The following is a 24,765-nucleotide window of genomic DNA, read 5'->3' as shown; positions in this document are numbered from 1 at the left end:
GAGGTCAGCCGCTGGCTGGTCGACGCCGGGGTCGACGTCATCGCGGCACCGGCCGAGTGGGTGCGCGGCCCGCTCAAGGAGGCGCACTGGCGGACGCTGGTCACCGCCCGCGCGCTCGAGAACACGGTGTACCTCGTCGCAGCCGACCAGACCCCGCCGATCGGGGTCGGCACGAGCATGATCGTCGATCCGATGGGCGTCGAGACCGTCACCCTCGGCGAGGTCGAGGATGTCGCCGTCGCCTGGGTCTCGCGCGAGCGGATCGACGCGGCGCGCGCGAAGAACCCCGCTCTGGCGCTGCGGCGCTTCCGGGTGCTGCCGCTCTGACCGCCGACCCCGGGCCGACGGCGCCGGGCATGCGACCGAATCCGCTGAGGCCGGCTCCTCAGCGCGCCATGCGGGCGAGGCCCGCGACCGCGGTCTCCAGCACCTCGAACCGCTTGCAGAAGGCGAAGCGGACGAGCGAGCGGTAGGGAGCGGCGTCCTCGGGGCGGCAGAACGCCGACACGGGCACCGCCACCACTCCCGCGAGATCCGGGAGCGCCCGGCAGAGCTCGACCCCGTCGTCGTAGCCGAGCGGTGCCGCGTCCGCGACGACGAAGTAGCCGCCCGAGGAGGGCGCGACGCCGAAGCCCGCAGCAGCCAGGCCCGCCGACAGCAGGTCCTTCTTGGCCGCAAGAGTCTGCGCCGCGCCGGTGAAGAAGGCGTCCGGGAGCCCGAGCCCGAGGGCGACGGCCCCCTGGAACGGCGAGCCGCTGACGTAGGTGAGGAACTGCTTCACGGCGAGGACGGCCGTGATCAGCTCGCGCGGGCCTGTCACCCAGCCGATCTTCCAGCCCGTGGTGCTGAAGGTCTTGCCCGCCGAGGAGACGGACAGCGTCCGCTCGAAGGCTCCGGGAAGGGAGGCCAGCGGGACGTGCGGGGTGTCGAAGCGCAGGTGCTCGTAGACCTCGTCCGTCAGGATCACGGCGTCGTGCCGCTCGGCGAGCCGCACGATCAGCTCGCGGGTCTCGGCCGGGAGGACGGCACCGGTCGGGTTGTGCGGGTCGTTCACCAGGATGACGCGCGTGCGGTCGCTCACTGCGGCGGTCAGCTCGTCGTGGTCGACCGCGAAGGAGGGGCCGCGCAGGAGCACGGTGCGGTGCACCCCTCCTGCCAGGGCGATCAGGGCTCCGTAGGCGTCGTAGTGGGGCGTGAAGGTGACGACCTCGTCGCCCGGCTCGAGCAGGCCCAGCAGAGCCGCGGCCAGGGCCTCGGTGGCGCCCGTGGTGACGAGGACCTCGCCGTCGGGGTCGAGGGCGATCCCGGAGAAGCGCTGCCGGTGCGCGGCGATCGCCTCGCGCAGGACGGGGAAGCCGGGACCCGGCGGGTACTGGTTGACCCCCGACGCGATGGCGTCGCGCGCGGCGTCGAGGATCTCGCGCGGGCCGTCCTCGTCCGGGAAGCCCTGGCCGAGGTTCACCGCTCCGGTGCGCAGGGCGAGCGCGCTCATCTCGCTGAAGACGGTGGCGGCGACCTCGCCGCCGGGGCCGAGGAGGCCGGCGCCCGCCGCGGCGCGGGACCAGGATCCGGGAATGCTCACGTGCCCAGTGTGCCCGCTCGAGCAGTCCGGCCGGTTTCATTTCCCGCTCGCAGGCCCGTCATAAGAAACCCCCAGGTACGATCGCCAAGCTATCCCCGCTTGGAAGGAGCAGCACCCATGACCGAGAGTCACGAGGGTCCTCGTCAGCCGGAGGAACCCACCACGCCGACGGAGTCCGGCGCCCGAGAGGCGACCGAGCGCACCCCCGGCGAGAGCTCCGGAGCGTCGTCCTCGACCACCGGGCCCACCGAGCCGATCCACCGGGGCGGAGCGCACCGCGAGAGCGAGAACCCGACCGTCCCCTACCCCTCCTCCTCGCCCCCCCAGCCGCCGTACACGCCGAACGCGACGGCCGGCAACGAGGCGCAGCCCGTCTCCCAGCCCGCCCGCTACGGGCAGTACGCGCCGCCCGCCGCGAACACCCTGCACGGCTCCGAGGAGCCGCCCTCCTCGAGCCCCTTCGGCCCGGGCGCCGAGTACACCCCCGCCCCCACCGCCACGAAGCGCCGAGCCGGAGTGGGCGTCGTCGCGGCGCTCGCCATCGGCGCGGTCGTGGGCGGAGTCGCGGGAGCCGGCGTGTTCGGCCTCTGGTCCGCCTCCAACGGCGGCGGGACCCGCGTGGTCTCCGCCGGCGGCTCGCAGACGATCACGGTCAACAACGCCGAGGACGCGACGACCGCCACCGCGGTCGCCGCCAAGGCCACTCCGAGCGTCGTCACCATCGCGGTGAGCGGCAGCTCGTCCGCCGGCACCGGCTCCGGCATCGTGCTCTCGAAGGACGGCTACGTCCTGACCAACACCCACGTGGTCACCCTCGACGGCGAGATCGCGAACGGCGCCGTCTCGGTCACGACCAGCGACGGCCGGATCTTCGACGCGACCGTCGTCGGCACCGACCCGACCCTTGACCTCGCCGTCATCAAGCTGACCGGCGCGACCGACCTCAGCCCGATGACGTTCGCGGACTCCACCAAGATCAACGTCGGCGACACGGCGGTCGCCATCGGCGCCCCGCTCGGCCTCTCCGGAACCGTGACCGACGGCATCGTCAGCGCGCTCAACCGCAGCATCCAGGTCGCCTCCTCGGCGGCTCCGGACGACTCGGGCGACAGCTCGAGCGGCGGCACCGAGAGCCCGTTCAACTTCGACATCCCAGGCCAGCAGGCGCCGACCCAGGCGAAGAGCACCATCTCGCTGCCCGTCATCCAGACCGACGCGGCGATCAACCCGGGCAACTCCGGTGGCGCGCTGCTCGACAGCGACGGCGAGCTGATCGGCGTGAACGTCGCGATCGCGAGCGCCGGCCAGTCGTCCTCGAGCGGCCAGTCCGGCAACATCGGAGTCGGATTCGCGATCCCCAGCGCGATCGCCGAGCGCATCGCGAAGGAGATCATCGCGAACGGCTCCGCCTCGCACGGCCTGCTCGGCGCGAGCGTCTCCGACTCGACCGCGGACGTCCTCGGCGCCCGCATCGAGGAGGTCTCCGGAGGGGGTGCCGCGCAGGCGGCAGGTCTCGCCAAGGGCGACATCATCACCGCGATCGACAGCACTCCGATCACGAGCGCGTCCGACCTCACCGCGCAGGTCCGCGCGCAGGCCGCGAACGCCGCGGTCGAGCTGACCTACGTCCGCAACGGCCAGAGCTACCAGGCGAAGGCGACGCTCGGCCAGATGGCCGCCGGCTGACCCTCCGCCGCCGCGCACAGCCCCTCGAGGATCCGTTCCCGGGGGGCTGTGCTCCGCCACCGCGCACAGCCCCTCGAGGATCCGTCCCCGGGGGGCTGTTCCGCGTCCGGGCCCGGCCCGGGGCGCGGCGCTCCCCGCTGGTAGGGTGGTGGATCCCTGCGCCCGCGCTCCTCCCGCACGAACTGGACCCATGCAGCACGAGATCCCGGAAGACGACCTCTCCGACCTGCCCGGCGTCTCCTACGTCATGCCCGTCCTCAACGAGGTCGCCCACGTGCGCGCCGCGGTCGACTCGCTGCTGCATCAGGACTACACCGGCCCCTTCGACGTCGTCCTCGCCGTCGCCCCGAGCATCGACGGCACGGAGCAGCTCGTCGCTGAGCTGAGCGCGGCCGACCCGCGGATCCGCGTCGTGCCGAACGAGGTCGGCTCCACTCCTGCGGGCCTCAACGCCGCGATCCGCGCCTCGCGCCACCCGGTCGTCGTCCGGGTCGACGCGCACTCCGTCCTGCCGCCCGAGTACGCGCGCACGGCGGTCGAGGCGCTGCAGCGCTCCGGAGCGGCGAACGTCGGCGGAGTGATGGCGGCGGAGGGCCTCACCCCGTTCCAGCGCGCGGTCGCCCGGGCCTACGGCTCCCGCATCGGGCTGGGCGGCACGCCCCACCACGTGGGAGGCGAGGAGGGCCCGGCCGACACGGTGTACCTCGGCGTCTTCCGCCGCTCCGCCCTCGAGCGCGCCGGCCTGTTCGACGAGCGCTTCAAGCGCGGGCAGGACTGGGAGCTGAACCGGCGGCTGCGCGAGCGCGGCGAGGTCGTCTGGTTCACTCCGCGCCTCACCGTCACCTACCGGCCGCGACCCTCGATGCGCGCGCTGCTCCGGCAGTTCCTCTCGACCGGGATGTGGCGCGGCGAGCTCACCCGGATGTTCCCGGCCTCGCGGTCGCTGCGCTACTTCGCTCCGCCCGTGCTCGTCGCCATGCTCGCCATCGGGCTGCTCGTCGGGCTGGCGGGAGTCGTCCAGGCGCTCGCCGGAGCCGCGCCCTGGCTCCTGCTCGGGTTCGCGGTGCCCGCCGCCTACCTCCTCCTGGTGGCAGCGGCCACTCTCGTGGTCGCGCGGCCGGACGGCGCGCGTGCGATGCTGTGGTTCGCCGTGGTCATCCCGGCGGTCCACGTGGCCTGGGGGACCGGCTTCGTGCTCGGCTTCGCCGGGCTGACCAGCAACATCTCCGCCCACCGCCACCAGCCGCGGTCCGACTCGCCGAGGGGCGCATGACCACGACGACGAGACCCCGCTCCATCGCCGAGCTGCGCGCCGTCGCGCAGCCCCCGGAGGTGCGCGGGCGCCGCAACGCCGAGCACTGGACGGCGTCGCTCTACCTGCGCCGCTTCTCGCCCTACCTGACCTGGCTGCTGCTGAAGACCTCGATCTCGGCGAACGGCGTCACCGGGCTGATGATCCTGGTCGGCTGGAGCGCGGCGGCAGCCCTCCTGATCCCGGGGATCGCCGGAGCGGCGCTGGCGCTGCTCCTCGGCCAGCTGCAGATGCTGGTGGACTGCTGCGACGGCGAGGTCGCGCGCTGGCGCCGCACGTCCTCGCCGGCGGGCGTGTTCCTCGACAAGGTCGGGCACTACACGACCGAGGCGCTGATCCCGATCGCGCTCGGGCTGCGGGCGGCGGGCGTCCCGTTCGAGGCGCCGGCGGACTTCCTCTGGACCACGATCGGCTTCGCCCTGGCGCTGGTGATCGTCCTCAACAAGGCGCTCAACGACATGGTGCACGTGGCGCGCGCGAACGCCGGTCTCACGAAGCTGGCGGACACGAAGGGCGAGGCGGTGCCGTCCTCGTCCGGGCTGGCGGGGCTTCGCCGCGCGGCCCGCTTCCTGCCCTTCCACCGCCTCTACCACTCCGTCGAGCTGACGATGCTGGCCTTCGCGACCGCCCTCGTGGGCCTCGTCGTCGGAGCGGGCACGGCCGACCGGGTCCTCGTCGGGGCGCTGCTGCCGCTCGCCCTCCTCGCCCTGGTCGGCCACTTCGTCGCGATCATGGCGTCCAAGCGTGTCCGCTCCTGAGCCGCGGGTCGGCGTCGTCGTCCTGACGCAGGGGACCCGGCCCGACGACCTCGCCGCGGGGCTGGCCGGCGTCATCGCGCAGGAGGGCGTCGAGCTGGACGTCGTCTGCGTCGGCAACGGCTGGGAGCCGGACGGCCTGCCCGAGGGAGTGCGCGCCCTGGCGCTCCCCGAGAACCTCGGCATCCCGGCGGGCCGGAACGCCGGAGTCGACGCCGTCGCGGGGGAGTACCTCTTCTTCCTCGACGACGACGCCCGGATCCCGTCCCCCCGCTTCCTCGTCGACGCGGTCGCGCTGCTCGCCTCGAACCGCCGCATCGGCCTGGTGCAGCCCCGCGTCGACAGCACGGACGGCACGCCGAGCCCGCGGCGCTGGATCCCGCGGATCCTCAAGGGCGACCCCCGCCGCTCCGGCCCCGTCTTCTCGGTCTGGGAGGGAGCGGTCGTGCTGCGGCGCGACGTGTTCGCCCGGACGGGCGGCTGGGCGGCTCCGTTCTTCTACGCCCACGAGGGCGTCGAGCTGGCCTGGCGGGTCTGGGACACGGGTCGCACCGCCTGGTACGCGGGAGAGCTCGTCGCCCAGCACCCGGTCATCCAGCCGACCCGTCACGCCGACTACTACCGGCTGAACGCGCGCAACCGCGTCTGGCTCGCCCGCCGCAATCTCGCCGCACCTCTGGCGCTCGTCTACGTGGGGTCCTGGACCGCGATCCAGTGCCTCCGCTGGCGTCGCGACCCGGCCGCCCTGCGCGCCTGGTTCGCCGGCTGGCGGGAGGGATGGCGCTCGGATCCGGGCGGCCGGCGCGTCCTCTCGGCCCGCACGGTGCTCCGGATGGCATTCGCCGGGCGTCCGCCGATCGTCTAGCATCGGGGAATCCGCCCCCGCCGGGGCCCCCGAAAGGACGACGGTGTTCGATTCGACCCAGCTCTCCCCGCCCGAGCGCGCCGAGGCGGAGGCGACCCCTGCCGGACCGGACCTCCTCACGACGGTCCGCGAGCGCCTCGGCGCCGTCGACGACGAGTTCTCCGGCCGCCTCGACGAGCACCTCCCGCGCCTGGTCGATCTGCTCGCCACGGTGTACGCCGGCCGCGACGACCTCGAGGACCAGCTCGTCGCGATCGTCGAGCTCGCCGCCGCCTCCTGGGAGGAGCGGCCCGAGGAGCTCCGCGCGCTCGACCGCGCCCGCGAGCAGCACTCGACCTGGTTCCTCTCGAACAAGGCTCTGGGCGGGGTCTGCTACGTCGACCGCTACGCGGGCGACCTCGAGGGGCTGCGCGCCGAGATCCCGTACCTCCGCGAGATCGGCCTGAACTACCTGCACCTTATGCCGCTCTTCGATGCGCCCGAGGGCGAGTCGGACGGGGGCTACGCGGTCTCGAGCTACCGGCGCGTGCGGCCGGACCTCGGCGACATGGAGCAGCTCCGCGGGCTGGCCTCCGAGCTGCGTGAGCAGGGCATCGCACTCGTGGTCGACTTCGTCTTCAACCACACCTCGAACGAGCACGAGTGGGCGCAGCGCGCGCTCGCCGGCGAGCAGCGCTTCGAGGACTACTACTGGATCTACCCGGACCGGGAGCAGCCCGACGCCTTCGAGCGCACGACGCGCGAGATCTTCCCGGACGACCATCCCGGCTCCTTCGTGCAGCTGGAGGACGGGCGCTGGGTCTGGGCCACGTTCCACCGCTACCAGTGGGACCTCAACTACTCCAACCCCGAGGTGTTCCGGGCGATGGCGGGAGAGATGCTCTTCCTCGCCAATCAGGGCGTCGACGCCCTGCGGATGGACGCGGTCGCGTTCATCTGGAAGGAGCTCGGCACCACGTGCGAGTCGCAGCCGCAGGCGCACCTGCTGCTGCGCGCGTTCAACGAGGTCTGCCGCCTGGCCGCTCCGGCGCTGCTGTTCAAGTCCGAGGCGATCGTGCACCCCGACGAGGTGATCGAGTACATCGACGTCGAGGAGTGCCAGCTCTCGTACAACCCGCTGCAGATGGCGCTCACCTGGGAGGCGCTCGCCACCCGCGACGTCCGTCTCCTCTCGCAGGCCCTCGAGCGCCGGCACGCCCTCCCCGAGGGCACGGCCTGGGTCAACTACGTGCGCGGGCACGACGACATCGGCTGGACCTTCGCCGACGAGGACGCCGCCGAGCTCGGGATCGACGCGGCCGGCCACCGCCGGTTCCTCAACGACTTCTACACGGACCGGTTCGACGGCACGTTCGCCCGCGGAGTGCCGTTCCAGGAGAATCCGCGCACCGGCGACCGCCGCGTCTCGGGCACCACCGCGTCCCTCGCCGGAGTGGAGGCGGGCGACGCCTACGGGATCGACCGCGTGCTGCTCGCGCACTCGATCGCCCTGAGCACCGGCGGGCTGCCGCTGCTCTACCTCGGCGACGAGGTCGGCCAGCTCAACGACCACGGCTACCTCGACGACCCGACGACGGCCGGCGACTCGCGCTGGGTGAACCGGCCCCGCCGCCCCGTGGAGCGCTACGACGAGCGCGAGGTCCCGGGAACGGCCGCGAGCGAGGTCTTCGGCGGGCTGCTGCACCTCATCGCCGTGCGCAAGGCCGTGCCGATGTTCGCGGGCACCGAGCTGAGCGTCTTCGACCCGGTCAACGACCACGTGCTCGGCTACCAGCGCCCCGGCGACGGGGAGTCGGTGCTCGTGCTCGCGAACGTGTCGGACGAGGTCCAGGAGGTCGCGGCCGAGCGGTTCGGCGGGTTCGCCGCGGAGGCGGTCGACCTGGTCACCGAGATCGCGGTCGACCTGCGCGAGGGCTTCCGTCTCGCTCCGCTGCAGTTCGTCTGGCTGAGGGTGACCCCGGCCTGATCGGCCCGCGCGACGCCCCCGGCGCGGGGGCCGTCGCCGGTACCCTGGGGCGGATGACTCCCGCTCCCCGTGCCCTGATCGCCCGCCTCCGCACCGACGCGCGACTCGCGCGCAAGGTGGGCGGCGAGCTGCTCGCGGCTCGCCGGGCCCGCCACGCGGTGACCCGGCTGCTCGCGGAGCGCGGGCCGCTGCCCGAGGGCCGGTTCGAGGTCGGCGTCTACTTCGCCGACGGCGACATCAACCTGTACCAGCTGCGGCAGTGGTACCGGCCGCTGGCCGAGCTGGCGGAGACGCACCCGGTCGTGCTGCTCAGCCGCAACGCCGGCGCCGCGGAGGTGCTGCTGCGCGAGAGCCCGGTCCCCGTCGCCTACGTCCGCTCCGTCGCCGACCTCGAGAGCACCATCGCGAGCCAGCCGCTGCGGATCGTGCTCTACGTCAACCAGAACGCCCGCAACTTCCAGATGATGCGCTACGGGCGCCGCTGGCACGTCTTCGTCAACCACGGCGAGAGCGACAAGATGTACATGACGACGAACCAGTTCAAGGCGTACGACTACAGCATGATCGCCGGGGACGCCGCCCTCGCCCGGCTGCGCCGCGTGCTCTGGGACTACGACTTCGACAGGCGCGCCCTCGCCATCGGCCGTCCTCAGGCGGACCACTTCGCCGGCGCCGTGCCGTTCACGCCCGACGAGCGCCGCGTGGTGCTCTACGCGCCGACCTGGGAGGGCGACCGCCCCGCCGCGGGCTACGGCTCGATCCGGAGCCACGGCACAGCCCTCGTGCGCGGGCTCCTGGCCGACCCGCGGTTCCGGCTCGTCTACCGCCCGCATCCCCGCAGCGGCGCGGTCGACTCCGACTACGCCGCGGCCGACCGGACGATCGTCGCGATGATCGCCGCCGCCAACGCGGCCGATCCGCGCGCCGGTCACGTGCACGACACCGGCGCCGAGCTCGGCTGGCAGCTCGCCGCCGCCGACCTCGCGATCCTCGACGTGTCGGCGATGGTCTACGACCGGCTGGCCACGGGGCGCCCGCTGCTGGTCACCCGGCCCGTCAGCGCCGAGGCCGAGGTCGACGAGAGCGGCTACCTCGGCGACGCGGAGTGGCTGCACGCCGAGGACGCCTCCGCGATCATCGCGCGGATCGACAGCGCCGAGCACGATCCGGAGTCGGTCGAGCGGCTGGAGCGCTGGGTGCACCGCTACTTCGGCGACACGTCGCCCGGAGCGGCCACGCGGCGCTTCCACGAGGCGATCGAGCACCTGCTCACCGAGTGGGAGCGGCACGCCGCTCTGCACCGGGGCGACGGCGCGGTCGACGACCACGATCCGGAGGGCTGAGCGGGCGGGAGCACCGCTCGAACGGCCGCGTCAAGGGTGGGCCGGTCGCCGGGCGGCCTCCCGGCGCCCCGCTACGCTCGTCCCATGATGACCCCGCGCGCCTTCGCCCGCTCCCGCCGGCGCCGGTCGGCACCCGCCCAGCCCGCGGTCGAGCCGGACATCGTGGTCTCCGCCGACCCGGAGAAGCCGGTCTTCACGATCCGCTCCTTCCGCATCGGCCTGTTCGGCGCGCTCGGCGTGCTGGTGGCGCTCGTCCTGGGCGGCCTCGTCGTGCAGCTGGGCACGGTGCTGACCTACATCTTCGTGGCGCTGTTCTTCGCGCTCGGCCTCGATCCGCTGGTCTCCTGGCTCGAGAGCAAGCGCCTGCCGAGGCCGCTCGCGATCACGGCGGTCTTCGCCGCGGTGGTGCTGATCTTCGCCGGCCTGCTGGTCTACATCATCCCGATCCTGGTCGAGCAGCTGACGATGTTCGTCACGAGCGCCCCGCAGATCGTCACCGACATCGCCTCGCAGCAGTGGGTGCTCGACCTCGAGCAGCAGCTGCGCGGCGTGATCGACATCGACGAGCTGATCGAGAGCGTCCAGAGCTTCATCGGCAACCCCAACAACCTGCTCTCGCTCGGCGGCGGACTGATCGCGGTCGGGACCGGGATCGCCAGCGGCGTGACCGGCGCCGTCATCGTGCTGATCCTGACGCTGTACTTCCTCGCGTCGCTGCGCTCGATGAAGGCCGTCGCCTACCGCTTCGCCCCCGCCTCGCACCGCGCGAAGGCGCACGAGGTCGGCGACGAGATCACCGGCGCCGTGGGCCGCTACGTGGTCGGCCAGGTCTCGCTCGCCGGCGTGAACGGCGTGCTCACGTTCATCCTGCTGCTCTCGATCGGCGCCCCGGTGCCGGCGCTGCTGGCCTGCGTCGCGTTCCTCGGCTCCCTGATCCCGCTGGTCGGCACGCTCTCGGGCGCCGTGATCATCTCGCTCGCCTGCCTCCTGGCCTCGCCGCTGACCGCGCTGGTCGCCGCGATCTACTACCTCGTCTACATGCAGGTCGAGGCGTACCTCCTCAGCCCCCGCATCATGAACAAGGCCGTCTCGGTCCCCGGTGCGGTCGTCGTGATCGCGGCGGTGGCGGGCGGCACCATCGCGGGCGTGCTCGGCGCCCTGGTCGCGATCCCGGTCGCGGCCTCGGTGATCATCGTCGTGCAGAAGGTCGTCTTCCCCCGTCAGGACGCCAAGTAGCGTACCGCGCCGCGACGGCCGGTCCGCTCAGCGCCAGGGCGGCACCGCGCCGTCGACCGCAGCGCTGAAGCGGCGGACCGACTCCGGGACCGCGACGCCCTCCTCCGCCGGCACCGGCGCGAGCGTGCGGGTGACCAGCGGCACGACGCCCGCCCAGACCCCGGCCTCCGGCTCGTCGCCGGCTCCGTGCGCGCGCACCTTCAGGCTCGCCTCGGCCAGGGGGAGGCGCAGCACCAGCGTGGCCGCGATCTCGCGGGCGGTGCTCGCTCGCACCTCCTCGTCGCGCCCCGGGAGGAGGCGTGCCACCAGCAGATCGAGGGCCCGCGCCTTCTCCTCGCCCTCCAGCGCCTCGGCCCGGCCGATCACCATCGCCGAGCGGTAGTTCATCGAGCTGTCGAAGGTGGAGCGGGCGACGACCAGTCCATCGACCAGCGTGACCGAGGCGGTGAGGAGCGAGTGCCGCGCCGCCTCCCGCAGCAGTCCTCCGCCGCTCGACCCGTGCAGCAGGAGGGAGTCGCCGTCGCGGGCGAAGAGGATCGGCAGCACGATCGCGGCGCCGTCCCGCACGACGGCGACGTGGGCGACGAGCGCCTCGTCGAGCAGGGCGTGCAGCTCGGCGGGATCGGTGCGCTGGCGGTCGCGGAGACGGGAGACGCGGGTGCGGTCGGTGACGGGGAGGCTGTCCATGTCGGAATCGTCCCGCGCCGACTGGATCTGCCAGGATGCCACTGGGCCGCGATCGGAGTGGTCCAGAGCGGAGCGGTCGATGGCGTCGGGCGATCTGGAGATCCCGCTCCTCCTCGGGCCGTCGCCGCGCGGCTCGGTCCGCGCCGGGCTCGCCGAGGCGCTGCGCCAGGCGGTGCTGGACGGGCGCTACCGGGCGGGCGATCCGATCCCGTCGAGCCGCGTGCTCGCCGAGCGGCTCGGCGTCTCGCGGGGCTCCGTCGTCGCCGCGGTGGATCAGCTGGTGGGGGAGGGCTACCTCGTCGCCCACCCGCGCGCAGCGGTGACGGTCGCCTCCGACGGACTGCTGGCGACGGCGCCGCAGGAGCCGCGGCCGGAGTCCCGGGAGACCGTCGTCCCGCCCGCCGCGGCGGACCTGAGGCCGGGCCGGCCGGACACCCGCGCCCTCGACACCCCGGAGTGGCGGGCCGCCTGGCGCCTGGCGCTCGCCTCGCCGCCCTCGGCGCCTCCTCGGGGTTCCGGGGACCCGGCCCTGCGGGAGCAGATCGCCGAGCAGCTGCGCCGGTCCCGCGGCGTCGACGTGCAGGCGTCGGACGTAGTGGTGACCAGCGGCACCGCGGGCGCCGTCGCGCTCCTGGCCCGCGCCGCCTCGGCCTCGCTCGGACGCGAGGTGCGCGTGGCCGTCGAGGACCCCGGCTACCCGGCCGTCCGGCGCCGCCTGCGCGCCGACGGGCACGAGGTCGTCGGCGTCCCTGTGCGCGGCGACGGCATCGACCTCGACGCTCTCGCGAGCTCCGGCGCGGACGTGGTCGTCGTCACTCCGTCGCACCAGTACCCGACCGGCGGCAGGCTCGCCCTCGCCGAGCGCCTGGAGCTGGTGCGCCGCGCGTCGGCCGGCCCCCTGCTCGTGGTGGAGGACGACTACGACAGCGAGTTCCGCTACGTCGGCGCCCCGCTGCCCGCGCTCGCCTCGCTCGACTCCGGCGGCGGAGTCGCCCATGTCGGGTCGTTCTCGAAGACCGTCTCGCCGTGGCTCCGCATCGCCTACCTGGCCGTTCCGCGGGCGTCCTGGCTGCGCGCGGCGCTGGCCGGCCTCGACGACGAGAAGGACGCCTCCGCCTCGGGTCCGACGCAGGCGGCGCTCGCGCAGTTCATGGCGAGCGGGGCGTTCCGGAGGCATCTCACGCGCTCGAGACGGCGCTACGCCCACCGCCGTGAGCTGGTCCACGCCTTCGGGGAGTCGGTGCCGTGGGGGCGCGCGAGCGGACTCGACGGGGGTCTGCACGTCGTCCTCTCCCTGCCCGCGCCTCTGAACGCGCACGCCGTCGCGGCCGCGCTGCTCCGGGAGGGACTGCTCGTCGCCACTCTGCACGAGTACGCCCTGTCGGGACGGGCTGCGACCGAGGCGCTGGTCCTCGGCTACGGCCATGTCGGCGACCTCGAGCTCGCTGCGGCGCTGGACCTGGTCGACCGGATCGTCCGCGCGCTCGCCGCCGGGGCCGTCCGTGGTATCCCTGGAGGATGACCCGCGACTCCGCCCTGCACATCACCGACGACCCCGACGCCGACGCGCTGCTCAGCCGCGACCCGCTGGCCCTGCTGATCGGGATGCTCCTCGACCAGCAGGTCGCGATGGAGACGGCCTTCTCCGGGCCCCGCAAGATCGAGGAGCGCCTCGAGGCGGAGGGCGCCTCGTTCGACGCCGCGTCGATCGCGGGCTTCGACGAGGACGCGTTCTCGGAGCTCTGCCGGACTCCGCCCGCGATCCACCGCTACCCGGCGAGCATGGCGGGGCGCGTGCAGGTCCTCTGCCGCGCTCTGGTCGACGACTGGGACGGCGACGCCGCGGCCGTCTGGACGCGGGACGAGCCCGACGGCCGCACGGTCCTCGCGCGTCTGAAGGCGCTGCCCGGCTTCGGCGAGCAGAAGGCGCGGATCTACCTCGCCCTTCTCGGCAAGCAGCGCGGATTCTCGGGGGAGGGCTGGCGCTCGGCCGCGGGCGCCTACGGAGAGGAGGGCGCCTTCCGCTCGGTCGCCGACATCGTCTCTCCGGAGTCGCTGACGAAGGTCCGCGCCACCAAGCAGGCCGCGAAGGCCGCCGCCAAGGCGGAGAAGTAGGGCCGGGGCGGCGGCCGGATGGATCGAGCGCTCGACGACGGTCCCGGTCGCCGTCTCCGCAGTCGCAGGCCGAGCAGCCCGACCCGATGATCCCCGCCGCCACCGCTCGGCTGCGCTTCCGCGAGATGACCGCTGAGGACCTCCCCGACATGGCGGACCTGCTCGGCGACCCGGTCGTGATGCGGTACTACCCCGCGCCGAAGGACCGCGAGCAGGCAGCCGCCTGGATCGAGTGGAACCGGCGCAACTACCGCGAGCACGGCTTCGGGCTGTGGATCGTCGAGACCCTCGACGGCGAGTTCGTCGGCGACTGCGGGTTGACCTGGCAGCGCGTCGACGGCGGGATCGAGCTCGAGGTCGGCTACCACGTGCGGGCCGGTCTGCACGGCCGCGGCTACGCGACCGAGGCGGCTGCGGCCTGCCGCGACCTCGCGCTCGCCCACCGCCTCGCGGGACGACTCGTGGCGCTCGTGCACCCGGACAACGCCGCCTCGAGGCGCGTCGCCGAGAAGACCGGCCTCCGCGTGATCGCCGAGGACCGCGACGGCGGCGGACTCGTCCGCACCGTGCTCGGGATGCCGCTCGTCGGGCCCGGGCGCCGGCCTCGGGAACGCTGACCGAACGCCTCCGACGGCTCCGGACCATCGCGCGCGGAGCAGGCCCTGAGCTGGAGCAGATCCTGAGCTAGATCCGGTCCTCCAGCGCCGCGATCAGCGCCGCGCGGTCCTCACGGAGGATCGAGGCCCCGCCCCCCGGCACGGTCCGCACCTCGACGCCGCGGCCGGCGAGGACGCCGCCCAGCGAGCCGTGGCCCAGCGGGTCCTCCGGCATCACGGCGAGCGTCGGCACGGGGAACGTCTCGGGGGCCTCGGCCGCACCCCGTGCCGTCAGCCCGCCGGCGGAGTCCTGCTCCCAGAGCGCGTGGGCCGACACGTCGAGCTCGATCTGCTCGTCCGTCCAGATCGGGTGGCGGTGGCGGAGGGAGCCGGCGTCGCCCTTCTCGACGTGCGCGACCGAGCCGCCGCGGTGGAGCGCGCTCGTCAGTCCGCGGGCGTCCGAGAACGCGGGGTCGAGCAGGACGAGCCGGTCGGCGCCGTACTCCGGGGCGAGCCGGGCGGCGACGACGGCGCCGAGGCCGTGGCCGATGACGAGATCGGGGGTCTGCAGCACCGAGGCGCGGACGTCCGACGCCCAGCGCTCCGGCGAGTACACGGGCGACGCCGGCGAGCCGCCGTGACCGGCGAGATCGGGGGCCACCACGCGGTAGCCGTGCTCGTGCAGCGTCGGGACCAGGGCGTACCAGATCCGGGAGTCGGAGCCGAGGCCGTGGAGGAGGAGCGCCGTCCGCTCGCCCGTCCCGCCGTAGTCGCGGACGAACAGCGCAAGCGGCTCGGCCGGCGCGGCGGCCAGCGCCTTCCGCTCGGCGCGGGTCGGCTCGAGCACGAGGGTGTTGCCGAACGCCTGCGGTGCCGGCCCGAACGCGTCGCGCGCGCTCTGGATCACCTTGCGGCCCAGCATCGCGTTGCCGACGCCGCCCAGTGCCGCTCCGATCCCGAACGGCATCGCCCGGCCGACCAGGCCCGCGCCCTGCTGGGCGAGGAAGTGCTTGGCGAAGGACTTCTTCGCGCGGTCCGCCAGCTCGCCCACGAGGAAGGACGGCAGGCCCTTCGTGACCACCGAGCCCCAGTACTGGTTGAGGCCGCTGCCCCCGCCGACGGCCTGCCCGGCCACCTGGCGCACCATCTCGCTGCCGGAGGAGCCCATCATCAGCGTGAGCACGAGGGCCCGCGCGCGGTCCGGGTCCTCGAGCGGGATCCCGTGCACCTCCGTCACCGACTGCGCGAAGAGCGCGCTCGCCTCCAGGAACCCTGCGGCTCCCGCGCCGGAGAGAGCCACCGAGGCGGCCGTGCCGATGCCGGGAACGACGGCGGTCGCCCCGATCGCCGCGCCTCCCGCGGCCACGCTCGAGAGGTACTGCCGCTCGAGCGACGTGATGATCTGCTCCGGAGTCGCCCCGGGACGGCGGCGCCGCAGCAGGCGGATGTTCGCCAGCACGGCCGGGCGCTGCACCGCGAGGAGCCGGTCGAGCAGCTTCGCCAGCTGCGCGTTCTCGGAGCCGTCGGCCTGCTCCACCTCGCCGGCCCTCTCCACGGCGCGCTCGCGCTTGCGGTCCTTCTGGGCCATGTCGTGCACTCCTGCGTCCTCGGGCGCCGCGTGCGGGAGGGGTCAGTCGTCGGAGACGGTGCCCTGGACGGGCGGGCCCTCGGCCGGCGCCGTGCTGCTCCGCGGTGTCGGCGCGTAGTCCTCAGCGTAACGCGCGAGCACCTCCTCGATCGGCGCGTCCAGCACCAGGCGGCCCTTGTCCAGGTAGAGGCCGCGCGTGCAGAAGCGGCGGAGGTCGCGCTCGTTGTGCGAGACGAAGAAGAGGGTGCGGCCGGAGGCGAGCAGCTCCTCGATCCGCGCGTAGCACTTCTCGCGGAACGCCCTGTCGCCGACCGCGAGCACCTCGTCCACCAGGATGATCGGCTCCTCGAGCCGCGACACGACGGAGAAGGCGATCCGCACCTTCATCCCGCTCGAGAGGTGTTTGTAGGGGGTGTCGAGGAAGTCGCCGATCTCGGCGAACTCGATGATCGAGTCGAAGCGCGCGTCGACCTCGCGCTTGGACATCCCGTGGAGACCCGCGGTCAGGTAGACGTTCTCGCGGACGCTCAGGTCGGCCACGAAGCCGCCGGTGATCTCGATGAGGGGAGCGACGCCACCGCGCACCTCCACCGCGCCCTCGTCCGGAAGCACCACGCCGGCGACGAGCTTGAGCAGCGTCGACTTGCCCTGACCGTTCCGGCCGACGACGCCGATGGCCTCGCCCGCCCGCACCTGCACGTCGAGCCCGCGCAGCGCCCAGAACTCGCCGGGCCGCGAGCGGCGGGAGCGGCCGGCGAAGAGGTCCTTGAAGGAGCGGCGGCCCCGCCGGTTGCGGCGGAAGCGGATACCGAGGCCGCGGCACTCGATGACCACGGGGGCGTCGGTCATCACAGCTCCTTCAGCACCGCGCGCTCGGAGCGGCGGAAGACGACGAGGCCCAGCACCAGCACGAGCACCGAGAGGCCCGCGGAGGCGAGGATGAGCGGGACGTCGAGCTCGCTCTCGAAGAACGCGGAGCGGTAGAGGGCGAAGATCCCGCTGAGCGGGTTGAGCGCCGCGAGTGGCCGGATCTGCTCCGGCAGGTTGGCCGTGGAGTAGATGATCGGCGACGCGTAGAAGAGGAACCGGAGCACGAGCTTCACGGCCCGCTCCAGATCGCGGAAGAACACCACGAGCGGGGCCACCAGCAGACCCACGCCGAGCGTGAGCACCGCCTGCAGCAGGATCGCCACGGGGAACAGCAGCGCCGCCCAGGTCAGGTGCGCGCCGGCGATCACGGCGAAGAGCACCAGCACCGGCAGGCTCGCCACGAACTCGATGCCCTTCGAGAGCACGATCCGCCCGACCCAGATGGTCCGCGGGATCGACGTCGACCGCACCAGCTTCGCCTCGCGGAGGAACGCGCGGGTCGCGTCGGAGGTCGCCTGGTTGAACCACATCCACGGCAGCAGGCCCGCGAGCAGGAAGACGATGTACGGGTCCTCGCCCACGGTCCGCCGGAAGACGACGGTGAAGACGAAGAAGTAGATGCCCGACATGACGAGCGGGTCGAGCACCGACCAGACGTAGCCGAGCGCGCTCGTGGCGTACCGGACGGTGAGGTCGCGCCTGGTGAGCAGCCAGAGGGAGTGGCGGTAGCGCCAGGCCCGGGAGCGCCGGTGGCGCAGGGCCGTCTCGGTCGCGAGGGTGTCGGCCGTGCTCACTGCGCGACTCCTCCCGTCGGCTCCGCTCGAGCCGGGGGAGGAGCCGGGAGCGTCAGACGAAGAGGTTCGCGCGCTCGAGGTCCTCGGCGAAGTCCACCTCGACGGCGTAGAGGTCGGAGATGTCCATCGGCTCGACGAGCAGGCGGTCCTGCTCGATCGCCAACTCTATGCCACGCTCGAAGTAGTCCTGGGCGTCGACCCGGGCGAGCTGGCGCACCAGCGCGGCCTTGTCGGAGGCGGACACGTAGTTGATCCCGACCGCCTCGCCGAGGCCGCCGCGCACCGTCTTGGAGAGCTCCTGGATGAAGCCCTCGGCGCTCGTCGTGTACTTGACCTCCTCGTCCGACACCTTCGAGGTGTTGACGGTGACGAAGGAGACGTCCTTCGCGATCAGCGCGGCCGCCCGGTCGAGGATGCGCGGGTCGAAGACGACGTCGCCGTTCATCCAGAGCACGCCGCCCTGCCCGCTCGCCTGCAGCGCGCGGAGGAGGCTCTTGGAGGTGTTGGTCTGGTCGTACTGCTCGTTGTAGACGAACGTCGCCGAGGGGAAGGCCTCGATGATGTGCTCGAGCTTGTAGCCGACGACGATGCTCACCGGGACCTTCGTGCCGAAGGCGTGGTGGATGTTGTCGAACTGCTGCTGCATGATCGTGCGCCCGTCGCTGAGCGGCGTGAGCGGCTTGGGGAGGGAGCGGCCGAGCCGGCTGCCCATCCCTGCGGCGAGGATGACGACGGTGGCGGGGCTGCTGCTCGTCGAACCTGTGTGCATCATCGTGTGTTCTCCTCGAATTAACCGCTGCGTCTCGATCTGATCGACTCCTCGGGTAGAGACCTAGTGTACAGTTCACGCCCCCCGGGGCCAGGGTGGTTGACCTCTCGCCGTGTCGCCGGGCGTCGGCGCGGGCGTCGGGGGCCCGCGGGCGAGTTGGTACCGTAGCCGGATGACGTCCGTGACGAACGCCGAGCCCGCTGAGGGTGCCGCGGATCCGGACGGCGCCTCGCCCGTCGTCTTCGAGCTGCACCAGCTGACCCGGACCTTCGGGAGGACGGTGGCGGTCGACCGCATCGACCTGGCCGTCCGCGCGGGGACCTTCTACGGGATCATCGGCCCGAACGGCGCGGGCAAGACCACCACGCTCTCGATGATGACGGGCCTTCTGCGACCCGACACCGGCCGCGTCCTCGTGCACGGCGTCGACGTCTGGAAGGACCCGTCGGCCGCGAAGCCGCTGATCGGGGTCCTGCCCGACCGCCTCCGGCTGTTCGACCGGCTCACCGGCGCCCAGTTCCTCGCCTACTCCGCCGCGCTGCGCGGCATCGACCTCGCCACGGCGAAGCAGCGCACGGTCGAGCTGGCCGAGGCGCTCGGCCTCTCCGACGCGCTGGAGCGCCTGATCTCGGACTACTCCGCGGGGATGGCGAAGAAGGTCGCCCTCGCGGCGGCGATGATCCACGCCCCGCGCGTGCTGGTCCTCGACGAGCCGTTCGAGTCGGTGGACCCGGTCTCCTCGGCCGCCGTGATCACCGTGCTGCGCCGCTTCGTCGAGGGCGGCGGCACCGTCGTCCTCTCCAGCCACGGGCTCGACTTCATCGAGCGCGTCTGCGACGACGTGGCCGTGATCGTCGGCGGGCGCGTGCTCGCCTCCGGGACGGTCGCGGAGGTCGCCGGCACCGCGACGCTGGAGGAGCGCTTCCTCGAGCTCGCGGGCGGCAAGCAGATCGCCGAGGGGCTGCAGTGGCTGCACGACTTCTCCGGCTGAGGATCGACGTCCTCCTGGGCGCGTTCCGCTCCGGGCCCGCGCGCTCGGCCGGCGCCGTCCTGGGCGTGCTCGTGGTCGTCGCGGTGACGGCCCTGCTGATCGGGGCGATCGGCGCTCTGCGCTCCTCGGACGCGGCGGCGGGCGCTCTCGTGACCGCCGGCGGACTCGTCTCCGTCGGCTTCCTGGTGCTGCCCTTCCTGCTCGGCCCGCTCGACCCGATGGATCCGCGCGCGTTCCGCCTCTTCGGCCTTCCGCCGCTCCGCCTCGCCGGGGCGCTCGCCCTGGCCGGCCTCGTCTCGGTCCCCACGCTCGCCCTGCTGGTGGTCGGGCTCGCGTGCGCGCCGCTCGTCCCGGGCGCAGGCGCCTTCGCCGTGGTCGGCCCGCTCCTCGCGGTGGCGACGGCCTCGCTGTTCGCGCGGATCGGCCTCGCCGCCTCCGCCGCCCTCGTCCCCTCCCGGACCGCCCGCGAGCTGCTGGCCGTCCTCGGCCTGGTGCTGATGCTGGGCGGTCCCGCAGCCCTCGGCGCCGCCGCGCTGGTCGACACGGGGGACACCCCGGTGCTCGAGCGCTGGGGCGCGGCGATGGGGGCCACTCCGTTCGGCGCGGCGTGGATGATCGCCCCGGCCGCCCGGACCGGCGACGCGCTCGGCCCGCTCCTGCTGGCCCTGGCGACGCTCGTCGCGGCGGGCGCGCTCTGGTGGCTCGTCGTCCGCCTGCTGACGGAGCGCCCCGAGCGCACGCACCGGCCGCCGCGCGGCCTCCGGCTGGGCTGGTTCGACGTCCTCGGCTCGACCCGGACCGGCGCGATCGCGGCGCGCAGCATCACCTACTGGCTCCGGGATCCGCGCTACCAGGCGTCGCTCGTCGCCGTGCCGGTGCTGCCGGTCGCAGCCCTGCTGCTGCTCGCGGTCGTCGGCGTCCCCTTCCCGCTGCTCTCGCTGCTCCCGGTCCCGCTGATCGCGCTGTTCCTCGGCTGGTTCCTGCACAACGACGTCGCCTACGACGGATCGGCGTTCTGGCTCCACGTGGCCGCGGGCGTCCGCGGCTGGTCGGACCGGCTCGGCCGCGCCTTCCCGACCCTCCTGCTCGGCGTGCCGGTCGTCGTGCTCGGCTCGCTGATCAGCAGCGCGACCTCGGGGCTCCCCGATGCGCTGCCCGTCGTGCTCGCGGTGAACACCTGCCTCCTGCTCGTCCCCGCCGGCGTCGCCAGCGCCGTCTCGGCACGGCTCGCCTATCCGGCTCCGCGCCCGGGCGACAGCGCGTTCACGCAGCCCCAGGCCCCCGGAGCCAGTGGCGCCGGTCCGCAGTCCCTCGCGTTCGGCCTGGGGCTGCTCCTCTCGGCTCCGGCCGTGGTGCTCGGCGTCCGGGCCCTGTTCGTCGACCCGGAGGCGGCGGGTGACGCCGTGCTCGTCGGCTTCGGCAGCGCCGTGGTCGTCTTCGCCCTCGGCGTGCTCCTCGGCGGCCGGCTGTTCGAGCGCCGCGCGACCGAGCTGGTCGCGTTCACCAGCCGCTACTAGCGCCGCCCGATCCGGAGCGCACGGCCGCGGGCCCGGGCTCCGCGCGTAGGATCGTCGGCATGATTCCGCGCGTCCAGAACAGCAGCACCGACCCCCTCGAGGGAGGCGGAGGAACCGCCACGCTCGACCGCGAGCTCGAGGAGCTCCTCAACCAGGAGTCCATCGAGCCGGGCGACCACGAGCGCTTCTCCCACTACGTGCCGAAGGACAAGATCCTCGAGAGCGCCATCACCGGCAAGCCGGTCCGCGCGCTCTGCGGCAAGAAGTGGCTCCCGGGCCGCGACCCGGAGAAGTTCCCGGTGTGCCCGGCCTGCAAGGAGATCTACGCGAAGATGAAGTGAGCTCCCGCCCCGCTCACTCGTAGCGGGTCGGGATGACGGGCTCGCCGCGGCCGAGCCGGAGCGCGTCGATCGGCAGCTCGAGGACCGCGTTCGCGTGGTGCGCGCGGGCTGCCGCCACTCCCTCGATGCCGAGGTGCTCGGGACGGATCGTCCCGTCCTCGATCAGGGGGACGAGCAGCGCCCGCTCGTCCTCGCCGACGGCGCCCTCGGGGCCGGCGCCCACGTGCACGACCTCGGCCTCGGCGACCCCGTCGTCGGAGAGCAGACGGCCGGCGGCCTTCCGCCCGCCGATCGACGCCTTCGAGACCGATTTCTTCGCCACCGCGACCCATTCGCCCGCGTCGTCCTCGTGCGCGACCAGCTTGTAGACCATGCCCGCCGTCGGGTGGCCCGAGCCCGTCGCCACCGAGGTGCCGACGCCGTAGGAGTCGACCGGTGAGGCCGCGAGCGCGGCGATCCCGTACTCGTCGAGGTCGTTGGTGACGGTGATGCGCGTGCCGGTCGCGCCGAGCGCGTCCAGCTGCTGCCGGACGGCGGCCACCTGCTGGGGGAGGTCGCCGGAGTCGATGCGCACGGCGCCGAGGCCGGTGCCGGCGACGCGGACCGCCAGGTCGACGGCGGCTGTCACGTCGTAGGTGTCTACCAGGAGGGTCGTGCCGGGGCCGAGCGCGGCGACCTGCGCGCGGAAGGCCTCCTCCTCCGAGTCGTGGAGGAGCGTGAAGGAGTGCGCGGAGGTGCCCATCGTGGGCACGCCGAAGCTACGGCCCGCCTCCAGGTTCGAGGAGGCGCCGAATCCGGCGATGTAGGCGGCGCGAGCCGCGGCGACGGCGGACCGCTCACCGGCGCGGCGCGAGCCCATCTCGGCGAGCGGTCGCCCGTCGGCGGCCGAGACCATCCGCGCGGCGGCGCTCGCCACGGCGCTGTCGTGGTTGAGGACGCTGAGCACCAGGGTCTCCAGCAGCACGCCGTCGGCGAAGGGCGCCTCGACGATGAGCACGGGGGAGCCCGGGAGGTAGACCTCGCCCTCGCGGTAGCCCCAGACGTCGCCCCGGAAGCGGTAGTCGGCGAGCCAGTCCAGCGTGCGGGAGTCGACCACGCGGTTGTCGCGGAGCCAGGACAGCTCGTCGTCGCCGAAGCGGAACCGCGAGATCAGCTCGAGGAGCCGGCCGGTGCCCGCGAGCACGCCGTAGCGGCGTCCCGGCGGGAGGCTCCGGGCGAACACCTCGAACATGCAGCGGCGGTCGGCGGTGCCGCTGCCGAGGGCGCCCTCGACCATCGTGAGCTCGTACCGGTCGGTGAGGAAGGCCGTGGAGTCCATCCGCTCAGTGTTCCACGGCCGCCCCCGCGCGCCCAGGCGCGGGTGCCGGGGCTTGCGCACGCCGCCGGGCCCGGGAACGGCGTGCGGCCGGGACCGGGCCGCAGGGCGCGGGTAGGCTGTTCCTCCGTGACGGACGCACCGCTGGGCATCTTCGACTCCGGAGTCGGCGGGCTCACCGTCGCCCGCTCCGTGATCGACCAGCTGCAGAACGAGTCGATCGTCTACCTCGGCGACACCGCGCACTCGCCCTACGGTCCCAAGCCGCTCGCCGACGTCCGCGCCTACGCCCTCGACACCCTCGACACGCTGGTCGACCAGGGCGCCAAGCTGCTCGTCATCGCCTGCAACACCGCCTCGGCCGCGATGATGCGCGACGCCCGCGAGCGCTACACGCTCGGCCGCGGCATCCCGGTGATCGAGGTCATCCAGCCCGCCGTCCGCAGCGCTGTCCGCGACACCCGCAACCGCCGCGTCGGGGTGATCGGCACGGTCGGGACGATCCGCTCCCGCGCCTACGACGACGCCTTCGTCGCCGCGCCCGACCTGCAGCTGTTCACCGCCGCCTGCCCGCGCTTCGTCGAGTTCGTCGAGGCGGGCGTCACCTGGAGCGACGAGCTGCTCGCGGTGGCGGAGGAGTACCTCGCGCCGCTCAAGGCCGCGGGGGTCGACACGCTCGTCCTCGGCTGCACGCACTACCCGCTGCTGCGCGGTGCCATCGCCTACGTGATGGGGCCGGACGTCCGCCTCGTCTCGAGCGCCGAGGAGACCGCGCTCGACGTCTACCGGACCCTCGTGGCGCACGGCCTGCAGCGCACCTCCGCCGCTCCTCCGACCTACCGGTGGGAGGAGACGGGCTCGAGCGACTTCGTCCGCCTCGCCCGCCGCTTCCTCGGCCCGGAGGTCTCGAGCGTCGACCTCGTCGAGACCGGCACCATTAATCTGCGCGAGCTCGACCGGGCCGCGCTCCCGCACGATCGAGGGAGACCCGAGTGACCGACAGCACCGCATCGAAGGCCGCGCGCAAGGACGGGCGGGCGCCCGACGAGCTGCGCACCGTGACGATCGAGCGCGGCTGGAGCACCCAGGCCGAGGGCTCCGCGCTCGTCTCGTTCGGGAACACCAGGGTGCTCTGCACCGCCTCCTTCACGAACGGCGTGCCGCGCTGGCTGCAGGGCAAGGGCAAGGGCTGGGTCACCGCCGAGTACGCGATGCTGCCCCGCTCCACCAACTCCCGCATGGACCGCGAGTCGGTCAAGGGGAAGGTCGGCGGGCGCACGCACGAGATCTCCCGGCTGATCGGCCGGAGCCTGCGCGCGGTGGTCGACACGAAGGCGCTCGGCGAGAACACCCTCGTCATCGACTGCGACGTCCTCCAGGCCGACGGCGGCACCCGCACCGCGGCGATCACCGGCGCCTATGTGGCGATGGCCGACGCGATCGAGTGGGCGCGCGGCAAGAAGTACGTGGGGCAGAAGGCGCAGCCGCTGATCGACAGCCTCTCGGCCGTGTCCGTCGGCATCATCGACGGCGTGCCGATGCTCGACCTGGCCTACGTCGAGGACGTGCGCGCCGAGACCGACATGAACGTCGTCGTCACCGGACGCGGCCTGTTCGTCGAGGTGCAGGGCACCGCCGAGGGGGCCCCGTTCGACCGCCGCGAGCTCGACGCCCTGCTCGACCTCGCGGTCGCCGGTGCCGCCGACCTCGCCCGCATCCAGGCCGAAGCGCTCGCCGCGGAGCCCGGAGCGTGAGTCTGGACCTCGTCCTCGCCACGCACAACGCGGGCAAGGTGGAGGAGTTCCGCGCCATGCTGGCCGGCGCGCTCCCCGGAGTCGGCGTCCGCGCCTACGACGGACCCGAGCCCGTCGAGGACGGCGTGAGCTTCGCCGAGAACGCGCTGATCAAAGCGCGCGCGGCGGCGGCGCACACCGGTCTCGTGGCGCTCGCGGACGACTCCGGGATCTGCGTCGACGTCCTCGGCGGCGCGCCGGGCATCTTCTCGGCCCGTTGGTCGGGACGCGCGCACGACGCGACGGCCAACCTCGAGCTCCTCCTGGCGCAGCTGCACGACGTGAAGGCGGAGCACCGCGGTGCGCACTTCAGCTGCACCATCGCCCTCGTGGTGCCGGACTCCGTGCTCCCGGGCGGACAGGAGACGGTGGTCGAGGGCCGCTGGGACGGCGCGATCGCGACGGCTCCCCGCGGTGCGAACGGCCACGGCTACGACCCGGTGTTCGTCCCCGAGGCCGGGGCGCTCACGGCGGCCGAGCTCGCTCCCGAGCAGAAGAACGCCCGGAGCCACCGCGCCCGCGCCTTCACCGCGCTGCGCGCCGAGCTCGCCGCCCTGTCCGCCCGGCTCTGAGCCCGCGGGATGTCACTCCGGTGCACGCCTGTCGGCGTGCCGCGTGCCGGAGTGGCGTCTCGCGGAGGCGGA

The 24,765-nt window shown here is 73.5% G+C and carries 24 protein-coding genes; 17 read left to right on the top strand and 7 right to left on the bottom strand.

The window, feature by feature from the left end; all coding sequences use genetic code 11:
• A partial coding sequence (locus C5C74_RS11300) for a nitrilase-related carbon-nitrogen hydrolase (protein WP_308471010.1) occupies window positions 1–327 on the top strand: 327 nt, incomplete at its 5' end.
• Between the two features lie 58 nt (window positions 328–385).
• Here the strand turns inward: C5C74_RS11300 and C5C74_RS11295 are convergent.
• Window positions 386–1,582 (bottom strand): aminotransferase class I/II-fold pyridoxal phosphate-dependent enzyme, encoded by a 1,197-nt coding sequence (locus C5C74_RS11295; protein WP_104351560.1) that lies wholly within the window; start codon window positions 1,580–1,582, stop codon window positions 386–388.
• 117 nt (window positions 1,583–1,699) lie between these two features.
• Between C5C74_RS11295 and C5C74_RS11290 the strand changes: the two genes are divergently transcribed.
• The 7 genes from C5C74_RS11290 to C5C74_RS11260 all read left to right on the top strand — a co-directional run bounded on the left by C5C74_RS11290 (window position 1,700) and on the right by C5C74_RS11260 (window position 10,745).
• A complete protein-coding gene (locus tag C5C74_RS11290; RefSeq protein ID WP_104351559.1) occupies window positions 1,700–3,268 on the top strand; it encodes a S1C family serine protease in 1,569 nt (522 codons plus the stop codon).
• A 190-nt stretch (window positions 3,269–3,458) separates the two neighbouring features.
• Window positions 3,459–4,541, top strand: coding sequence for a glycosyltransferase family 2 protein (locus C5C74_RS11285; RefSeq protein WP_181027226.1), 1,083 nt, complete (start codon window positions 3,459–3,461; stop codon window positions 4,539–4,541).
• Window positions 4,538–5,338, top strand: a complete 801-nt coding sequence (locus C5C74_RS11280) for a CDP-alcohol phosphatidyltransferase family protein (RefSeq protein ID WP_104223579.1) — start codon at window positions 4,538–4,540, stop codon at window positions 5,336–5,338. Before C5C74_RS11285 ends, C5C74_RS11280 begins: the two co-directional genes overlap by 4 nt.
• On the top strand, window positions 5,325–6,200 hold the full coding sequence (locus C5C74_RS11275; RefSeq protein WP_104351558.1) for a glycosyltransferase family 2 protein: 876 nt from the start codon (window positions 5,325–5,327) through the stop codon (window positions 6,198–6,200). Before C5C74_RS11280 ends, C5C74_RS11275 begins: the two co-directional genes overlap by 14 nt.
• A 43-nt stretch (window positions 6,201–6,243) precedes the next feature.
• Window positions 6,244–8,166, top strand: a complete 1,923-nt coding sequence (locus tag C5C74_RS11270) for an amylosucrase (RefSeq protein ID WP_104351557.1) — start codon at window positions 6,244–6,246, stop codon at window positions 8,164–8,166.
• Between the two features lie 53 nt (window positions 8,167–8,219).
• On the top strand, window positions 8,220–9,509 hold the full coding sequence (locus tag C5C74_RS11265; RefSeq protein WP_258064153.1) for a hypothetical protein: 1,290 nt from the start codon (window positions 8,220–8,222) through the stop codon (window positions 9,507–9,509).
• A gap of 84 nt (window positions 9,510–9,593) precedes the next feature.
• Complete coding sequence (locus tag C5C74_RS11260) at window positions 9,594–10,745, top strand: AI-2E family transporter (RefSeq protein WP_244229611.1); 1,152 nt, start codon at window positions 9,594–9,596, stop codon at window positions 10,743–10,745.
• A 27-nt stretch (window positions 10,746–10,772) separates the two neighbouring features.
• Here C5C74_RS11260 and C5C74_RS11255 read toward each other — a convergent pair whose 3' ends face one another.
• Window positions 10,773–11,432, bottom strand: a complete 660-nt coding sequence (locus tag C5C74_RS11255) for a pyridoxamine 5'-phosphate oxidase family protein (protein ID WP_104226958.1) — start codon at window positions 11,430–11,432, stop codon at window positions 10,773–10,775.
• 79 nt (window positions 11,433–11,511) lie between these two features.
• On the opposite strand from C5C74_RS11255, the gene C5C74_RS11250 reads away from it, so the two are divergent.
• The 3 genes from C5C74_RS11250 (at window position 11,512) to C5C74_RS11240 (ending at window position 14,164) form a co-directional block, all read left to right on the top strand.
• The gene (locus C5C74_RS11250; protein WP_181134693.1) at window positions 11,512–12,954 is read left to right on the top strand and encodes a PLP-dependent aminotransferase family protein; all 1,443 of its coding nucleotides are present in this window, start codon (window positions 11,512–11,514) and stop codon (window positions 12,952–12,954) included.
• On the top strand, window positions 12,951–13,547 hold the full coding sequence (locus C5C74_RS11245; RefSeq protein ID WP_104351555.1) for an HhH-GPD-type base excision DNA repair protein: 597 nt from the start codon (window positions 12,951–12,953) through the stop codon (window positions 13,545–13,547). Before C5C74_RS11250 ends, C5C74_RS11245 begins: the two co-directional genes overlap by 4 nt.
• An 86-nt stretch (window positions 13,548–13,633) precedes the next feature.
• The gene (locus C5C74_RS11240) at window positions 13,634–14,164 is read left to right on the top strand and encodes a GNAT family N-acetyltransferase (protein WP_104226961.1); all 531 of its coding nucleotides are present in this window, start codon (window positions 13,634–13,636) and stop codon (window positions 14,162–14,164) included.
• 67 nt (window positions 14,165–14,231) lie between these two features.
• Here the strand turns inward: C5C74_RS11240 and C5C74_RS11235 are convergent, their stop codons facing one another.
• Genes C5C74_RS11235 through C5C74_RS11220 form a run of 4 tightly spaced genes read right to left on the bottom strand, consistent with a single transcriptional unit; the run spans window position 14,232 to window position 18,164 of the window.
• Window positions 14,232–15,731, bottom strand: coding sequence for an alpha/beta hydrolase (locus tag C5C74_RS11235; protein ID WP_104351554.1), 1,500 nt, complete (start codon window positions 15,729–15,731; stop codon window positions 14,232–14,234).
• A 42-nt stretch (window positions 15,732–15,773) separates the two neighbouring features.
• Entirely contained in the window at window positions 15,774–16,580 is an 807-nt protein-coding gene (locus tag C5C74_RS11230; protein WP_104250130.1) for an ABC transporter ATP-binding protein, read from the bottom strand.
• Complete coding sequence (locus C5C74_RS11225) at window positions 16,580–17,395, bottom strand: ABC transporter permease (protein ID WP_374953521.1); 816 nt, start codon at window positions 17,393–17,395, stop codon at window positions 16,580–16,582. The genes C5C74_RS11230 and C5C74_RS11225 overlap by 1 nt, the downstream gene beginning before the upstream one ends.
• A gap of 52 nt (window positions 17,396–17,447) precedes the next feature.
• Window positions 17,448–18,164 carry an NTP transferase domain-containing protein gene (locus tag C5C74_RS11220; RefSeq protein ID WP_104226983.1) on the bottom strand — a complete coding sequence of 239 codons (717 nt, stop codon included), beginning with the start codon at window positions 18,162–18,164 and terminating at the stop codon, window positions 17,448–17,450.
• 172 nt (window positions 18,165–18,336) lie between these two features.
• Here C5C74_RS11220 and C5C74_RS11215 point away from each other — a divergent pair, with 172 nt between their 5' ends.
• From C5C74_RS11215 to C5C74_RS11205, 3 genes are read left to right on the top strand one after another with little or no spacing between them, the layout of a single operon-like run.
• Window positions 18,337–19,155 (top strand): ABC transporter ATP-binding protein, encoded by an 819-nt coding sequence (locus C5C74_RS11215; protein WP_104223570.1) that lies wholly within the window; start codon window positions 18,337–18,339, stop codon window positions 19,153–19,155.
• Window positions 19,131–20,672: an ABC transporter permease gene (locus C5C74_RS11210; protein ID WP_104247836.1), complete on the top strand. Its 1,542-nt coding sequence runs from the start codon at window positions 19,131–19,133 to the stop codon at window positions 20,670–20,672. Before C5C74_RS11215 ends, C5C74_RS11210 begins: the two co-directional genes overlap by 25 nt.
• Before the next feature lie 59 nt (window positions 20,673–20,731).
• Entirely contained in the window at window positions 20,732–21,013 is a 282-nt protein-coding gene (locus tag C5C74_RS11205; RefSeq protein ID WP_104223568.1) for a DUF3039 domain-containing protein, read from the top strand.
• Window positions 21,014–21,026: 13 nt separating this feature from the next.
• Here C5C74_RS11205 and C5C74_RS11200 read toward each other — a convergent pair whose 3' ends face one another.
• A complete protein-coding gene (locus C5C74_RS11200; protein ID WP_104247837.1) occupies window positions 21,027–22,331 on the bottom strand; it encodes a nicotinate phosphoribosyltransferase in 1,305 nt (434 codons plus the stop codon).
• Window positions 22,332–22,457: 126 nt separating this feature from the next.
• Here C5C74_RS11200 and murI point away from each other — a divergent pair, with 126 nt between their 5' ends.
• From murI to rdgB, 3 genes are read left to right on the top strand one after another with little or no spacing between them, the layout of a single operon-like run.
• Window positions 22,458–23,324: a glutamate racemase gene (gene murI / locus C5C74_RS11195; protein WP_104223566.1), complete on the top strand. Its 867-nt coding sequence runs from the start codon at window positions 22,458–22,460 to the stop codon at window positions 23,322–23,324.
• A complete protein-coding gene (gene rph, locus C5C74_RS11190) occupies window positions 23,321–24,082 on the top strand; it encodes a ribonuclease PH (protein WP_104223565.1) in 762 nt (253 codons plus the stop codon). Before murI ends, rph begins: the two co-directional genes overlap by 4 nt.
• Window positions 24,079–24,693 carry an RdgB/HAM1 family non-canonical purine NTP pyrophosphatase gene (rdgB, locus tag C5C74_RS11185; RefSeq protein ID WP_104223564.1) on the top strand — a complete coding sequence of 205 codons (615 nt, stop codon included), beginning with the start codon at window positions 24,079–24,081 and terminating at the stop codon, window positions 24,691–24,693. Before rph ends, rdgB begins: the two co-directional genes overlap by 4 nt.
• Window positions 24,694–24,765: the final 72 nt, after the last annotated feature.

Source organism: Rathayibacter sp. AY1E8 (genome assembly GCF_002931415.1).
In the GTDB taxonomy this organism is placed as follows: domain Bacteria; phylum Actinomycetota; class Actinomycetes; order Actinomycetales; family Microbacteriaceae; genus Rathayibacter.
Note: the sequence above shows the minus strand (reverse complement) of the source record. Positions and strands in the feature narration are given on the sequence as shown.